The organism is Paludibaculum fermentans, assembly GCF_015277775.1.
Classification (GTDB): domain Bacteria; phylum Acidobacteriota; class Terriglobia; order Bryobacterales; family Bryobacteraceae; genus Paludibaculum; species Paludibaculum fermentans.
In genome coordinates, this window is sequence record NZ_CP063849.1 from 5,271,240 (window position 1) to 5,286,772 (window position 15,533).

General features: G+C 61.4%; 10 protein-coding genes. All 10 read right to left on the reverse strand.

Annotated elements, in window-relative coordinates; translation table 11 throughout:
- Positions 1-57: 57 nt before the first annotated feature.
- Positions 58-1,842, reverse strand: a complete 1,785-nt coding sequence (locus tag IRI77_RS20665; protein WP_194446921.1) for an SBBP repeat-containing protein — start codon at positions 1,840-1,842, stop codon at positions 58-60.
- Positions 1,843-1,940: 98 nt separating this feature from the next.
- The gene (treY, locus tag IRI77_RS20670) at positions 1,941-4,796 is read right to left on the reverse strand and encodes a malto-oligosyltrehalose synthase (protein ID WP_194446922.1); all 2,856 of its coding nucleotides are present in this window, start codon (positions 4,794-4,796) and stop codon (positions 1,941-1,943) included.
- 1 nt (position 4,797) lies between these two features.
- Positions 4,798-6,633 carry a malto-oligosyltrehalose trehalohydrolase gene (treZ, locus tag IRI77_RS20675; RefSeq protein ID WP_194446923.1) on the reverse strand — a complete coding sequence of 612 codons (1,836 nt, stop codon included), beginning with the start codon at positions 6,631-6,633 and terminating at the stop codon, positions 4,798-4,800.
- The gene (locus tag IRI77_RS20680; RefSeq protein ID WP_194453736.1) at positions 6,630-8,483 is read right to left on the reverse strand and encodes a glycoside hydrolase family 15 protein; all 1,854 of its coding nucleotides are present in this window, start codon (positions 8,481-8,483) and stop codon (positions 6,630-6,632) included. Before IRI77_RS20680 ends, treZ begins: the two co-directional genes overlap by 4 nt.
- A gap of 172 nt (positions 8,484-8,655) precedes the next feature.
- A complete protein-coding gene (locus IRI77_RS20685) occupies positions 8,656-10,125 on the reverse strand; it encodes an NADH-quinone oxidoreductase subunit N (RefSeq protein WP_228486233.1) in 1,470 nt (489 codons plus the stop codon).
- Positions 10,115-11,629, reverse strand: coding sequence for a complex I subunit 4 family protein (locus tag IRI77_RS20690; RefSeq protein ID WP_194446925.1), 1,515 nt, complete (start codon positions 11,627-11,629; stop codon positions 10,115-10,117). Before IRI77_RS20690 ends, IRI77_RS20685 begins: the two co-directional genes overlap by 11 nt.
- Complete coding sequence (gene nuoL / locus IRI77_RS20695; RefSeq protein WP_194446926.1) at positions 11,626-13,479, reverse strand: NADH-quinone oxidoreductase subunit L; 1,854 nt, start codon at positions 13,477-13,479, stop codon at positions 11,626-11,628. The genes IRI77_RS20690 and nuoL overlap by 4 nt, the downstream gene beginning before the upstream one ends.
- Before the next feature lie 4 nt (positions 13,480-13,483).
- Positions 13,484-13,816: an NADH-quinone oxidoreductase subunit NuoK gene (gene nuoK, locus IRI77_RS20700; RefSeq protein ID WP_194446927.1), complete on the reverse strand. Its 333-nt coding sequence runs from the start codon at positions 13,814-13,816 to the stop codon at positions 13,484-13,486.
- A 9-nt stretch (positions 13,817-13,825) separates the two neighbouring features.
- Entirely contained in the window at positions 13,826-14,320 is a 495-nt protein-coding gene (locus IRI77_RS20705) for an NADH-quinone oxidoreductase subunit J family protein (RefSeq protein ID WP_194446928.1), read from the reverse strand.
- Between the two features lie 16 nt (positions 14,321-14,336).
- Positions 14,337-15,533: a complex I subunit 1/NuoH family protein gene (locus IRI77_RS20710; RefSeq protein ID WP_194446929.1), complete on the reverse strand. Its 1,197-nt coding sequence runs from the start codon at positions 15,531-15,533 to the stop codon at positions 14,337-14,339.

The following is a 15,533-nucleotide window of genomic DNA, read 5'->3' on the forward strand; positions in this document are numbered from 1 at the left end:
CGCCGCCACGCCTGCCGCCAAGGGAAGGCGCCGGCGCGCCACCCCGCCCGCAGCCGGCTAGTTCGCCGGTGACGGATCTTCGATCACAACCGGCGGTTCCTGAACCACGAGGGTGACCGGGATCTCGAGCACCGGGTGGAACGCGTCGTTAACGGTGACCTTGATGATCGTTTTGTACTCGCCCGGGGCCAGCCCATCCGGGTTGACGCTGAGCTTGAGCTTCATCGGAACCGTGCCGCCGTCCTTCTCGAGGATCAGCCAGGGCTCGGTGCTCTCGGGACCTTCGGCGGGGAAGGCCTGTGGACAACCGGCGTAGACCACGGAATTGATGGGTGCGGGCACTTCGCCGCCCAGGACATAGGTGAATCGCGCTTCGGAGAGATCGCCAAACCAGATGCCCAGCCAGGGGTCACAGATCTGGCAGACGAAAGCGTCGTTTCCGCTGCCGAGCTTGGTCTGCAGGGCGTTGGCCGACAGAGGCAGGTCAGACGAGTAAGTGATGCCCGCGATGGTGGCGGACTCGCCGGGTCCCAGCGTCAGTGCCAGCGATTCGTCATTCTCGACACCGCCCCAGAAGGTGGAGGAGATCAGTTGCTTCTGGTCCACATCGAGCCGCAGCAGGAACGCATCGAACTTGCCGCCGTGGTTCGACTGCAGGGCGCGGAAGCCGGGGAAATCCGGCGAGTTCGTGTAGCCGGTGATATAGACATAGCCGCGGGCATCGATCTTCACGGCGGTGGCGGTTTCGTCCGGATCCGTCGGCCCGGAGGAACTGCCGCCTAGGTAGGTGAGGTATTCGGCGGCGGTCCCGTCGACGCTTAGGCGTAGGAGAAATGCGTCGCGGAAACCACCGCCGAAGGCTGTTTGCAGTGCATTTTCGGAGGTAGGCAATTGCTTGGAGGAGGTATGGCCGACTACGTAGGCGCGTCCATCGCGGTCCACGGTCAGGCCCCGAATCGAGGTGTAGCCGCCCTTCCAGCCGACGTAGGTGAAGTAAATCAAGCCGTCGCCTTCGGGCTTTACGCGAGCCACAAAGCTGGAGTAGCTCTGGGGCAAGGTGATGTAGGCACCCTCGGTGGCCATGCCGGTGGACATGGTCTCGCCGGCCACGTAGAGCGAGTCGTCTGGACCGACTGCGATGGCGTAGATGTTGTCGGTGCCGCTGTTCCCACCCAGGTAGGTGGCGTAGGCGAGTTGGAAGTCGGGCGTGATCTTGGCGATGAAGGCATCCTGGCCGCCGCCGGAGATCTGCGGCTGCATCGCGTTCTTCACGGGCAACTGCGCGGAGGAGGCGCGGCCGGCGAGGTAGATGTTGCCGACGGAATCGAGCGCAAGGGCGAGACCTTCCTCATTGCGCTCGCCGCCGAAGTAGGTGGAGAAGAGGAGCGTCCCCTCCGGATCGAACTTCATGACGAAGCAGATGTTGAGGCCGCCCTGCTTGTCCTGGATGGGGTGGAGCAGCGGAAGATCGCGGGCTCCGGTGGTGCCGGCCACATAGATGTTGCCGTCTTTGTCGAGCGCGACGGCGTGGGCCACGGTATTGGAGGAACCGCCGATCTGCGCGCGCCAGAGCACTTCCTTGCCTTCTGAGCTGTACTTGGTGAGGTAGGCCTTGAAAACGGCCGAATTCAGGGGCTTGCCGCCGACGGGCTTCACTGGGATGTCGCGCGATTCGCTTTCGCCGGCGACATAGATAAAGCCGCCGGGATCGACTGCGACCGCTGTCGCGTCGTCGTACCGGTCGCCGCCATTAAAGGTGGAAAAGACGAGACGCTTGTCTTCCGAAGGGGATTGCGCAGCCAGCACAGCCGCGAAGGCAAAGAGTGAGATGATCTTCCGCATACACACAGAACGCGCGGTGACCGCGGAGAAGGGATCACGGTGTGAAGTGGATTCGCGAAACAATTTTTCGGAGTCCTGGAGTGCCAGGCCTCCCGGAATCAGGCGAGGGTAATGAGCGCGCCGGGCAGGCGTCCAAATAAGGCCCGCAATGGAATGGATCCGGCGCACGTCCAGCGCTCATTTGTCAGGACATTCACAATGTTCCTGCCTGCCAACTCTTCGGGCACCGGCAGCACGGTTTCGTGCCAGCCCGCGGCTGCCGAAGCATAGGGTGCACCGGCCAGGAGCCCCGCCATCCAGCGCAAGCCCGCGGCCAGCAGCACACGCCCGCTCTGCACGCGCGCGAAGGCCACAAGGTGGTCGGCGATGGGGCCGGTGGCATACAGCGGAATGTACTCGCCCTCTATCACCAGGTCCGGGTTGTCCCGGCGCAGGTTGAGACCGATGGCCGTGATCGCCGCCTTCAACTCGCCGGTATCGACCTGGGGGGCGATCTGGGCGAAGTCGAACACGCGATTCCCAGCGCGTGAGCGCTCGTACTCCGGTTGCCAGCGGCCGAGCCAGTTCTGCCTGGAATCAAAGTCGATCGATTGGCGGTTGTCGGGGTCAACAAGGGTCAAGTCCCAAAACTCGGTGCCTTGATAGAAATCCGTGACGCCCGGCGAACCCAGCTTGAGCGTGAGCTGCGACAGTGAGTTCAAAGAACCAAAGAATGCGATGCGATCCGCAAAGGCGGCAAAGGACTCCCGGAACGCCGATGTGTGCTGCTCAGTGAAGAGACTGCGGATGAAGTGCGCCAATGCCGCGTCATACTCATTCGACGGATTGATCCAACTGGAGTGGGTCTTGGCCTCTTTCACGGCCTTGGCCATGTAAGCAAGGATGCGGTCGTGCAACCGGTCATCCTCCCAGCCCGTCGAGGTGGGCCAGATGGCCAGCAGGCTCTGGTAGAAAAGGTACTCATCGTTGCGGTCCGGCGCCACCTGCCCACCGGTGCGTGTGCGCGCGGGCGAAACGTATCGGGACCAGCTTCGCAGTTGTTTGCGCCACTCATCGGGTAGTTCAGAAAGCACGCTGATCCGCACGCGGGCATCCTCCCCACGCTTGGTGTCGTGAGTGGAGGTAGTGATCATGGAGCGAGGGCTGCGCGTCTGGCGATAGGCATTGGCGGCATGGAAGTCATCGAGCGGTGCGCCTAGTGACGCCGGCTCGCCGCCCACTTCGTTGAGGGAGGCCAGAGGGCAGTACCGGTAAAAGGCCGTGTCTTCGATCCCCTTGGCCTGCACAGGGCTCGTGTACTGCTGAAACTTCTGCGCAAAGCGCAACCGGCGGGCGCGGGTACTGTCATCCGGCTCAGCAGGGTCGGGACACACGCACTCGCGGATGAAAGCGAAGATCGAAGACTCCATGGCCGGATTGCGGCGGATCGCTTCCCGGATCGCCTGATCGATCGCTACTTTGTCGGAGTAGGCCACGCCGCGCGGACTGATATACGTCCGGTAGACGGGGAAGCAGGCGACCACCTCGCGGAGCGCCTCCTGCAGGCTGTCCAGGGTGAAGTCGCGATAGCGGCGGTCCTGCTCGGACATGCGGTTGAGCTCATGGGCCAGCACGTTCAGTTCGCTGACCATCGAGGTCGAGATGATCTGCTGCTTGGAGGTATACCGGATCTCTTCAAAGTCGGTACTGCGCCGGGAAAAGCTGTGATAGATGCGGCGAATGGACTCGAGGTTCTCCGGCCGGATGAACAACCGGTTGAGCTGGTTCAGATACTCGTAGCCGGTGGTGCCATCGACGGGCCACTCCGAAGTGAGGCGCTCGGTCGAGGCCAGAATCTTCTCGACCACGATATAAGAGGTGACCTGGTCCGTGTCGACGGTTTTACGCAGTTCGTGCAGATAGCCCGAGGGGTCGTAGAGTCCGTCTATGTGATCGAGACGCAGACCGTGAGCGCGGCCCGTGCTGAAGAGGTCCAAGACCTTCTTGTGTGCGGACTCAAATACCTGCGGCGCCTCCATGCGAAGACCAGCCAGTTCGTTGATGTCGAAGAAGCGGCGATAGTTGATCTCGTGCAGGGCTGTGCGCCAATAGCAGAGCCGGTATGGCTGCAGTTCGAGCAGTTCGTGGAGAAGATTGAAGCTGGCCGGATCGCCAGGGCGGCCATTGAACTCCTCAACATTCCGGTCGACGTGGCTCCGCAGAGCATCCGACTGGGACAGCAATCGGGACAGACGCTGGCTGGCGATGGTCAGCTCGCGAGCCCTGTCATTGCGTGCTGCCAGCGAAGTATCGGTGTAAGGGGGCAAATGGTCCAACTGAAACAGAATGCTGAGGTATTCCTGCTGGGCTTCCGGCTGATCCTGCAGCAACTCGGGTAGCGCCTCGGCGCGATGCCGCAGAATGAGGCGGCACTGGCGCGGATTGAGAGGCAGGTTGTTATCCCAGTAACGCAGGTGGAAGTCCCCGCACTGATGGACGACCTGCAACTCTCCTGCCTCCAGCACTGAACCGTATTGGTGTCCCAGGATGGGCAGGAGCACTTTGTTCTCGAGTTCCGCTTTGACGGGCTGCCAGTCGATGTCGAAATACTCAGCGAAGGAAGAGGATGGACCGTTGCGGAGGACATCGCGCCAGGCCTCGTTGTACAGGGGATCGGTGCACATGTGGTTGGCCACGTAGTCGAGGATCAGCCCCATGGAACTGCGTGCCGCGGCCTCGCACAGCCTGTTGTAGCCGTGTTCTCCGCCCAGTTCCGGATTGATTTCGGCCAGGTCGCAGATGTCGTAGCCGTGCTGGCTGTGCGGCCGGGCCTTCCAGATGGGTGAGAGGTACAGGTGGGTCACTCCGAGCCCGGCGAAGTACGGCACCAGCCGCGTTACGTCATCGAACACAAGCCCGTCGTTTAGCTGCAGCCGGTAAGTGCTCACGGGATAGGACGGAATGCCGGGTGTCACTTCAGTCTTCTCCTTTGCCATCGAAGAACAATGCGCAGCCCGCGCGCCCAAACTGGAGCGGTCGACCCACCTCTTCACCAGGTCGCGGCATTGGATCAGGCACAAACTCGGGATCCTCGCTGGTCAGGAGAAGGACACCGGACGGGCACGCGCCGGGCAATTCTCCTCCACCCTGCAATGCCACGACCAGCGTGAACGCCTGATGATCGTCACGCCATTCCAGCGTGATGAGCCCGGCCTGTTCACCTACTGTGCAGTGCAGGGACCGGCAGCGGATCCGGCGCCGCAGTTGAATGAGCCGCGTGTACCAGCGGAGCATGGCTTGATGCTCTGGCTGCTCCCGTTCGCGCCATCGCAACTTACTGCGAAGAAAGGTATCGTCCGCCTGGGGATCAGGAATCGAGGTCCGGCTCGCTTCGTCGGAGAACTCAGGGAAATGGGCGAACTCTCGCCGCCGGCCGTCGCTCACCAGGGGGCCCAGTTGTTCGTTGTGGTCAGTAAAAAACTGAAACGGGGTAGTCGCCGCCCATTCCTGTCCCATGAAGAGCAGCGGGGTCTCGGGCGCCAGGAGCAGCAGAGCGCTCGCGGCCCGATGGGCGTGATTGGGGATCTGGTGATGGAGCCGCTCGCCTCGGGCGCGATTCCCAATCTGGTCGTGGTTCTGGATGCAGATGATGAACCGGCTGCGGTCCAGATCTCCTGTGGGCGTGCCGCGCGGCGCGTCGTGGTGAACGGAGTGCTGTCCCTCATAGAACCAGCCGTTCCGCAGAGTGCGGGCGATGCTGGCAGGCTCGCCGTCATAGTCCGCGTAGTAGCCTGCGGTATCACCGGCCAGGGCTCGCCGAACATGGTGATGGAAATCGTCGGCCCATACGGCGTCAATTCCGTAGCCGCCCTGCTGCGGCGGCTGCAGGATTGTATTGAGATTGCGGGCATCTTCCGCGATCACCTGGACGCTCCGCCCCAGCTCGGCCGCACGGTGGTGCAGCGCCTCAGCAAACTCCGCCAGGAAATGCAAGGCGCTACGGTCCTGGATGGCGTGAGTGGCATCCAGGCGGAAACCGTCAATGTGGTATTCCTCCAGCCAGTGCAGTGCATTGCAGACGAAGAAGGCGCGTGTATTGGCGGAGTGTTCTTCATCGAAGTTGAGACTGTCGCCCCACGGCGTCTTCACACGTGTGGAGTAGAAGCCGGTGTGAAAGAGCCGGTGATAGGCGCCGTCCGGGCCGAAGTGGTTGTAGACGACATCAAGATAAACGGCGAGGCCCAGCGAGTGGGCGTGATTCACGAATGCGCGCAGGTCCTCAGGCCGGCCGTAGTTTCGATTGGGTGCATAAAGAGAGACTCCATCGTAGCCCCAGTTCCGGCGGCCCGGGCTATCGGCGAGGGGCATGAACTCGGCGGCCGTTATGCCGAGATCACTCAATTGTCCAAGCCGATCCTTCGCGGCGGCGAAGGTCCCTTGCGGCGTAAACGCTCCGCAGTGCAGTTCGTAGAGCACGGCTTCGTTCCACGCGCGAGGCGAGAAGCCCGCGTCGGTCCAGGGGAATGCCGGGTCGACTACTTCCGACAGTCCGTGTACGCCATCCGGCTGAAATCGGGCAGCGGGATCAGGGAATGGACCTTGCCCGTCGATGCGGTAGCCATACCTCGCGCCGGCAGCCAGCCCCGGAACGAACACCGTCTTCAGGCCATCGGAGCGCAACTGGAGTTGGTGGGTAGACGGCGCCGGCCCATCCACTACGAGTTCAATCTGGCTCGCCGCACTCCATACCTGGAACAGGACCCCGTCGGCTTTCAGGATGGCCCCAAAGCGGCGTCCATCCAAGCCGCTCAACTGGCGTACTCCCGCCCATCGAGCCGGGCGTTGAGATTCAAAGCCGCGCTCACGAGGCCCAGGTGAGTGAACGCCTGCGGGATGTTGCCCAGTGATTCCCCAGTGGGCCCGATCTCTTCCGAATACAAGCCAAGGTGATTGCAGTAAGTGAGCATCTTTTCAAAGATCAGACGGGCTTCCTCCAGGCGCCCGGCGCGCGTAAGCGCCTCGACAAGCCAGAAAGTACACATGCTGAAAGTGCCTTCTCCTCCGGAGATCCCGTCATCGGTGAACACCTCGCCGTGCAACTGATAGCGATAGACCAGACTGTCGGAGACGAGCGCTTCAATGGTGCGGTCGATGGTGCTCAACATGCGTGGGTCTGTCGGGGCTATGAAATGGACGAGCGGCATGAGCAGATTGGCGGCGTCGAGGGCCTTGGTGCCCGCGGCCTGCACGAAAGACTGCTGGTCAGCGTCCCAACCATGCGTCATGATCCACTCGAAGACCTTGTCCCGCTCCTGTTCCAGATGGGCCCGGTTGAGCGGCAGGCTACGGCGCGCGGCCAGGCGCAGTCCGCGATCCAGCGCGACCCAGCATTGCAGCTTGGAATAGATGAAGTGCTGGCGCTGGCTGCGCACCTCCCACAGCCCTTCATCGGGCTGCTGCCAGTTCGCCGCGACCCATTCCAGCATGACCCGCACCTGCTTCCAGAAGCTGTACGAGATGGGCGTGACGTGCTTGTCGTAGAGATCGATTGAATCGACCACCTCGCCGTAGATATCGAGCTGCAGTTGGTTGTATGCGCCGTTGCCTACGCGCACCGGACGCGAACCGCGGTAGCCCTCAAAATGATCGAGGGTGAACTCCGTCAGGTCGTGGCGGCCATCGATAGCGTACATGACGTTCAACGGCCCATTGACGCGCTCCTGCTCGTGGATGCGGCTCTCGAGCCAGCCCATGAAGGCGGTAGCCTCCTCAGTGAATCCCAATCGAAGGAAGGCGTAGACGGTGAAGGCGGCGTCGCGAATCCACGTGTAGCGGTAGTCCCAGTTGCGGGTCCCGCCCACCTCTTCAGGCAGGCTACACGTGGGCGCTGCCACGATCGCGCCCGTGGGGCGAAAGGTGAGCAACTTCAGGACGAGCGCCGAACGGATGATGCGCTCACGCCACCGTCCCGTGTAGGTGCAGCGGCTGAGCCACCCGCGCCAGTATTTCACGGCCTGATCCATGAGGATCTCGCCATCGACCGTGTCGTGCCCGCCCGGCGTGGGCTCTCCGTGCTCCAGAAAGCGGAGGGAGAAGGTGAAGCTCTCCTTGGGATGGATCGTGAACTCGGCGATGGCGTGGCCGTTTTCCTCCGCAATCGGCACAGGGCTGCTCAGTGCAAGGCTGCCTTGCTCGCTCCGGAAGAGGCAGCCCCAGGGGCGAACTTCCGTGTCGTGCGGAGCCAGGGCGTAGCCGAAGGCCGGTGAGCAATCGAGCCGGATCCGCGTGACACCGCGCACCCCGCGGACAATGCGGATGATCTCACTGGGCGCCTGGGCGCCAGCCCATACGACATCGTCCCGCACGGGCATGAAGTCGAGGACTTCCGCCACGCCATCGGGCCGCAGGAACCGTGTCATGAGGACGTTTGTCTCGGGCAGATACATCTGCCGGTTGACGCCCTCCGTTACGGGTGCGATTCGAAAGTAACCGCCCTTACCCTGATCTAAAATCGCTCCGAAAATGCTTGGCGAATCAAAGCTCGGCAAGCAGCACCAATCGATCTCGCCCTCCGTAGAGACCAATGCAACCGACTGCAAATTGCCGATGATCCCGCAGGATTCAATCGGCCGGTACATCCTTGGCTTCGAGTCTGAGCCCATTCCCAAGTCGAAGGTACCTCCAGATGCTTGCATCTTCGCATAGGAGGCGCGTCCGGTTCTTTTTCGTAGTTAAGGACCTGTAAGACGGTTGACGCGATCGAGCCGAAAAAGGCAATGGCCGGCGTGGACCGGCCATCCTGATTGCGAACTGGATTTGAGACAAATCGCGCGGCTATCGAATCAACGAAGCCGACCGCCCGGCGAAGTCGAGGACGAACGACGGGAAGATCCCCAGGAACAGCGTCACGATGGCCGTGCAAAGAATGGCCACGCGAATGCCGGCGCTGGGTGCGAGCAATTCCTCGGCACTCTCGGCAGGCGGCTGCATGTACATCACGACGATGATCCGCAGGTAGTAGTACGCAGCCACAGCGCTGTTCAACATGCCCAACACCGCCAGCCAGATCAGATTGGCATCCAGCGCGGCCTTGAAGATGTAGAACTTGCCGAAGAAGCCGGCGGTCAGCGGGATACCGGTCAAGGAGAGCAGGAAGATGGTGAGCATGGCGGCCACCAGCGGCTGCGTTTGGCTGAGTCCTGACAGATCCTGCGTCGCCACGTGCTTCTCACCGCGCCGCGCGACGTAAGTGACCACGGCAAATGCGCCGATGTTCATGAAGGCGTATGACGCCAGGTAGAACATGGCAGCCGCGGTGCCGATCTCACTGTGCGTGGTGAGGGCCACCATCACATAACCGGCGTGCGCGATGGAACTGTAAGCCAGCAGGCGCTTGATGTTCGTCTGGCGCAGCGCGGCAAAGTTGCCGATGATCATCGTCGCCAGCGCGGAGACCCACAGGATGGGTTCCCAGCGATCCTTCAAGGGTTCGAAAGCGGTCATCAGGATCCGCAGGAACATCGCAAAGGCGGCCGCTTTCGGGCCTACGGACATGAACGCTGTGACTGGGGCAGGCGCGCCCTGGTACACGTCGGGCGCCCACATCTGGAACGGTGCGGCGGAAACCTTGAAGGCGAGGCCGACAAAGAGCAGTGCCGTCGCGGCGCCGAGCATCACCAGGTTGGGATGATTCGTGGGATCCAGCAGCGTGGTGCGGATCGCGCTGAGGTTCGTGGTCCCCGTGAGGCCGTAGATCCAGGCCACTCCGTAGAGCAGGAAGGCAGTAGCGAACGAGCCCAGCAGGAAGTACTTCAACGCCGACTCGTTGTTCCGCTTGTCGTCGCGGAGGTAACCGGCCAGGACGTAACTGGCGATAGACGAGCATTCCAGCCCGATGAACAGCATGATGAGTTCGTTGGCGGAAACCATCAGGCACTGGCCGATGATGGAGAACAGCATCACCGCGTAGTATTCGCCGGATTCGTGCTGCTCCAGCTTCAGGTAGTTCGTGGAGATCAGCACAATGAGCAGCCCCACGACCATGACAAGGATCCGGAAGAATGCCGCGAAGCCGTCCAATACCAGCATTTTCGAGAAGGCGGTACCCGGATCGTTGGTGCCCATCACGGTCAGCACGATCCCGGCAATGAGCGCGAGGAAGGTCATCACGGCAAACTTGCGCTTGCCTTCCGGCGCACTCAGGGGCTCCATCACCATGATGAGCGTGGCGACCACGGTCATCAGCATTTCGGGCGCGAACCGGAACAACTCCTGCGGGGAGGGTGGCACGAAACTAGCGGGCATTGGCAAGCTCCTTCCCTGCTACAGGGGCTTTCGATTGGACCACGGAGAGAATCTTCGAATCGCTGGCGCTGATGGCTGGCAGGAAGCTGCTCGAGCCGATGCCCATCCAGACCATCATGGCGATGAGCGGCAGAATCACGCCCCACTCGCGCAGCGAGAGGTCGCTGAAGTGGTTCTTCACCGCGTCCGGTGTTTCGCCGTAGAAGGTGCGCTGCACCATCCAGAGCATGTAGACCGCGGAGAGGATGACGCCGACGGCCGCAAACACGGCGTAGAGGAAATTACGCTCCGCCGCACCCTGCAGCACCAGGAATTCGCCGACGAAGTTGTTCAGCAGCGGCAGTCCCACACTGGCCAGAGTGGTGATCACGAACATTGTGGACAGCCAGGGCGCCACTGTACCGACTCCGCCGTAGTCGGCGATCTCCAGCGAGTGGCGGCGCTCATAGAGCATGCCCACGAGGATGAAGAGTGCGCCGGTGGAGATGCCATGGTTCAGCATCTGGTAGACCGCGCCGTCGAGCCCCACCTGCGTAAAGGTGAAAACGCCGAGGATCACGAAGCCCAGGTGGCTGACTGACGAGTAAGCGACCAACCGCTTCATGTTCGGCTGGACCATCGCGACCAGTGCGCCGTAGATAATGCCGCCGATGGCCAGGCCGATGATCCACCGCGCGTTCTGATGTGACGCCTCAGGAAACAGCGGCAGGCAGATGCGGACGATACCGTACGTGCCGAGTTTCAACAATACGGAAGCCAGCATTACGGAACCAGCGGTGGGTGCCTCGCCGTGGGCATCCGGCAACCAGGTATGCAGCGGGAACAACGGAACCTTGATGGCAAAGGCGACGAAGAAGGCCATGAACAGCCAGAAGCCTTCGGTCCCTGTCAGCACCAGCCGGCCCTTGGCCATCATGTCCATCAGCAGCGGGATGTCGAACGTGCCGCTCTTGTTGTACAGGTACACCATCGCGATCAGCATTAAAGCCGAACCGGCCATCGTGTAGAGGAAGAACTTAACCGCAGCGTAGATCCGCTTGTCGTGGCCCCAGATTCCAACCAGAAAGTACATCGGCACCAGCGACACTTCCCAGAACACAAAGAACAGGAAGAGGTCGAGGGAAACAAAGACGCCTAGCACCCCGAACAGCAGGAAGAGTAGGAACGCGTAGTATTCCTTGACGCGCTTCTGAATGTACTTCCAACTCACCAGGATCACGATGGGCGTGAGGAACGTCGAGAGGATCACCAGCCACAGGCTGAGCCCGTCCAGGCCGACGTGGTAGCGGATGGAGGGATACTCGATCCACGGCGAGTTGCTTTCAAACGAGAGTTGCTGAGGATTGGCCAGCACCGGCCCGATGAGCCCCAGCGACAGCAGGAAGGCGATCAGCGAAACAAACAGTGTGAAATTCCGGACAAGGCCCGGATTGTCCTTCGGCAACAACAGCGTCAGCAGAAAGCCAGCCGCCGGCACAATCAGGAGTATGTTCAAAAGGTTCACCGAACGCCTCCCCAAAAGCTGACGACAGCCACGATGACGATGCTGCCGAGCACGACCCACGCGGCGTACCTTCGTATGTAGCCGGATTGCAAGTGCCGCAAGATGCCGCCGATCCCCTGCGACAGCGACCCCACGCCATTGACCGCGGCGTCAATCACGCCAGCGTCGATACCCTTCCAGAGGATGCTGGTAGAGCCGTCCCGGATCGGGTGGACGATCATGGCGTCGTAGGCTTCATCCACGTAGTACTTGTTGTAGAGCACCTTGTACGGCCACGAGAACGTGCGGGCGATGCCGTCGGCCAGGCCGGGCTTCGCCACATAGAAGAGGTAAGCCAGCAGGATGCCAATGACACCCGCGGCCACAGAAATGAAGACCAGCGTTTCGTCGTGCGCGGCATGCTCTCCGCCGAAGATCGGTTCGAGGAAGTGCGGCACATCCAGGTATCCGCCGCCGAGGCTGAGCAGGGCGAGAACACCAAGCGGCAAGGTCATAATCAGCGGGGACTCATGCGGATGCGCATGCCCGCGATAACTCCCAAAGAAAGCCATGAACCAGGCACGGAACACGTAGAACGCGGTCATGCCCGCGGTCACAACGCCCACCCAGTACATCCAGGGAGCCTTGGCGTGGGCTGCCAGGAGGATCGCGTCCTTGCTATGGAAGCCCGAAAACGGTGGCACACCGGCGATGGCCACCGAGGCGCAAAACAGCAGCGCACAGGTCACCGGGATCTTCGACCTCAACCCGCCCATCATGCGCAGATCCTGTTCGCCGTGCACCGCGTGAATCACCGATCCGGCGCCCAGGAAGAGCAGCGCCTTGAAGAACGCATGCGTCATGACATGGAAGATGCCGGCCGAGTAAGCACCGCAGCCCAGTGCCAGGAACATGTAGCCCAACTGCGAAACCGTCGAATAAGCAAAGACCTTCTTGATGTCGTACTGCGTGAGGCCGATGGTCGCGGCCATCACAGCCGTGGCCAGCCCGATGTAGGCGACCACATCCAAGGCGGCCGGAGAGTGGTTAAACAGAACGGCCGACCGCGCAATCATGTACACGCCGGCAGTCACCATCGTGGCCGCATGGATCAGGGCGCTGACCGGGGTTGGGCCTTCCATCGCGTCCGGCAGCCAAACATACAAAGGAAGCTGGGCGCTCTTGCCGGCCGCGCCCACCAACAGGAGCAGGCAGATCAGAGTGAACGTCGAGGTGGTGACGCCGCCCGCATCCATGGCGCCCGCCTTGGCAAAGACCGTCAGGAAGTCCAGAGACTTGAAGTGGACCAGGATCAGGAACATCGCCAGCGAGAAACCGAAGTCGCCGATGCGGTTGACGATGAACGCCTTCTTACCCGCATCGCCCGCACTCTTTTTCACGAAGTAGAAACCGATCAGCAGGTAGCTGCACAGGCCCACGCCTTCCCACCCGACGAACAGCAACAGGTAGTTGGCGGCCAGCACCAGCACGAGCATGAAGAACATGAAGAGGTTCAGGTAGGCGAAGAAGCGGTAGTACCCGCCCTCGTGCTCCATGTAGCCTGCCGCGTAGATGTGGATGAGTGTGCCGATGCCGGTGACAATCAGCAGCATGACGGCGCTGAGGCGATCGACCGAGAAGTCGAAACCGATGTTCACGTAGCCGCTTTGGATCCAGGTGAAGTAGTGCTCGACGTGGGGCGTCTCCATGGCGCCCAGTGCCAGCACGGTCTTCACGACCCACAGGAAGGCGAGTAAAACGCTGCCGATTGCCGCTGCGTTGACGGCCGCTTTGGGCAGCTTGCGGCCGAACAGACCGTTTACCAGGAATCCGGCAAACGGCAATGCGGGAATGAGCCAGAGTTGATGCATCGGATCAGAGCTTCATCGAGGAGACTTCGTCGACTTCCAGCGTCGAACGATTCTTGAACACAGTGAGGATGATGGCGAGCCCCACGGCGGCTTCGGCCGCGGCTACAACCATCACGAAGAAACTGAAGATGTGGCCGTCCACCTGCTTCAACTGGTGGCTGAAGGCAATGAACGTGAGGTTCACCGCGTTGAGCATCAGCTCGATGCACATAAAGACGGTGATGATGTTGCGCCGCAGCAGGAAGCCGGCGGCGCCGACCACGAACAGGATCACGCTGAGGATCAGGTACCACGAGAGCGGTACATGGGCGGGTAGTGCGATGGGCAGCTCAGGCATGGGGTTTCGTTAGATCTCCTTCCGGGCCAGCACAATCGCCCCGAGGATGGCGATGAGGATCAGGATGGAAGTGGCCTCGAAGGGCAGCAGGTACGTGGTGAACAACGCGCTTCCGATCTCGCGGCCGCCCACGATGAAGCTGCCGAACTTCACCACGTCGGTGGAAGGCGTTTGCGAAGCAACCAGGAATGCGCCGATGGCCAGCAGCGTAAACAGCAGGGGCAGCGCGACGGCGGCCCGCAGGATGTTTCGCGTTGGCTTCTGCTCTGCGCCCGCATTCAGCAGCATGATCACGAAGATGAACAGCACCATGATGGCGCCGGCGTAGACGATCAACTGCACCGCGGCGATGAATTCGCCACCCAGCAGCAGGTACAAAACAGCCAGCGAACCCATCACGCCGACCAGTGACAAAGCGCTCGAAATCGGGTGCGTCTGCAACACCAGATTGATGGCGCAGCCCACGGCGATCGCGGCGAACAGGAGAAACAACAAAGCGTCCATTTCGCGTGCTACCTCATTAGCTCTGCAAGGCCACCAGCAGACCCGTGATCAACAGGTTGACGATGGCTACCGGGAATAGGAAGGTCCAGGCAAACCGCATGAGTTGGTCATAGCGGAAGCGCGGCAGCGTACCGCGGATCCAGATAAAGATGAACAGCAGGATGCCGACTTTGCCCACGAACCAGAACAGGGGGATCAGGATCGGCTTCAACACCGGCACCAGGAACAGCGCGCCCACCACCAGGAATATGACACCGAAGGCCGGGAACGAGAAGCGGTCCCAAGTGCGGCTCTTCACCGTCTGTCCACCGTGATAGAACAGCATGCCGGCGGCCGCAAAGTGGATCAGCGGTGCCACAAAGTCAGAGCCCAGCGATGACGGCCACAACGGCTGCCAGCCGCCAAGATAAAGCAGCGTGGCGACCGAGCAAACCGTGATCATGTTCGCGTACTCCGCCATGAAGAAGGCGGCGAAACCCAGCGAGCTGTACTCGGTGTGGAAACCCGACACCAGTTCACTCTCCGCTTCCGGCAGGTCGAACGGCACGCGGTTGGTTTCCGCGAACGCCGCGATGAGGAAGATCAGGAAGCTGAAGAACTGCGGGAAGGGGCCGGCGAAGATGTTCCACTTGGGAATGACGCCCAGCCAGTAGCCCGACTGCGCGTTCACCATGTCGCGAAAGTTCAGCGTATTCACGATCAGCAGCGGCGCGGCGATCGCCAGCGACATCGGCAACTCATAGCTGATCATCTGGGCCGAACTGCGCAGGCCGCCCATCAGCGAGTACTTCGAGTTCGAGGCCCAGCCGCCGATGGCGATGCCGTACACACCCAGCGAAGACAGCGCCAGGATGAACAGGACACCAATGTTCACGCCCGTCAGCTCCATGTTCGTCTTCACGCCGAACACTTCGATCTCCGGCCCAAATGGAATGACGGAGATCGACGTTAAGGCCAGTGTGACGGCTAAGAACGGTGCGAACAGGAAGAAGAAGACGTTGGCATTACCGGGAATGACGCCTTCCTTTGTAGCCAGCTTCACGACGTCGGCCAGCGGTTGCAGCAAGCCGTGCGGTCCAACGCGATAGGGACCGGGGCGGAGTTGGATATGGGCGAGCACTTTGCGCTCGATCCATTGCAGGTAAGCCAGCGTGGTGAGCAGAACAAACGCCACCAGGCCGGTCTTGATCAGGCTAAGGAGGAAGAAGTTCAT

Bases quoted from the DNA above. Each gene is read 5' to 3' on its own strand.
- IRI77_RS20680 (WP_194453736.1), bottom strand. From the start codon at position 8,483: ATGGGCTCAGACTCGAAGCCAAGGATGTACCGGCCGATTGAATCCTGC.
- IRI77_RS20705 (WP_194446928.1), bottom strand. From the start codon at position 14,320: ATGGACGCTTTGTTGTTTCTCCTGTTCGCCGCGATCGCCGTGGGCTGC.
- nuoL (WP_194446926.1), bottom strand. From the start codon at position 13,479: ATGCATCAACTCTGGCTCATTCCCGCATTGCCGTTTGCCGGATTCCTG.
- IRI77_RS20710 (WP_194446929.1), bottom strand. From the start codon at position 15,533: ATGAACTTCTTCCTCCTTAGCCTGATCAAGACCGGCCTGGTGGCGTTT.
- IRI77_RS20685 (WP_228486233.1), bottom strand. From the start codon at position 10,125: ATGCCCGCTAGTTTCGTGCCACCCTCCCCGCAGGAGTTGTTCCGGTTC.
- nuoK (WP_194446927.1), bottom strand. From the start codon at position 13,816: ATGCCTGAGCTGCCCATCGCACTACCCGCCCATGTACCGCTCTCGTGG.
- IRI77_RS20665 (WP_194446921.1), bottom strand. From the start codon at position 1,842: ATGCGGAAGATCATCTCACTCTTTGCCTTCGCGGCTGTGCTGGCTGCG.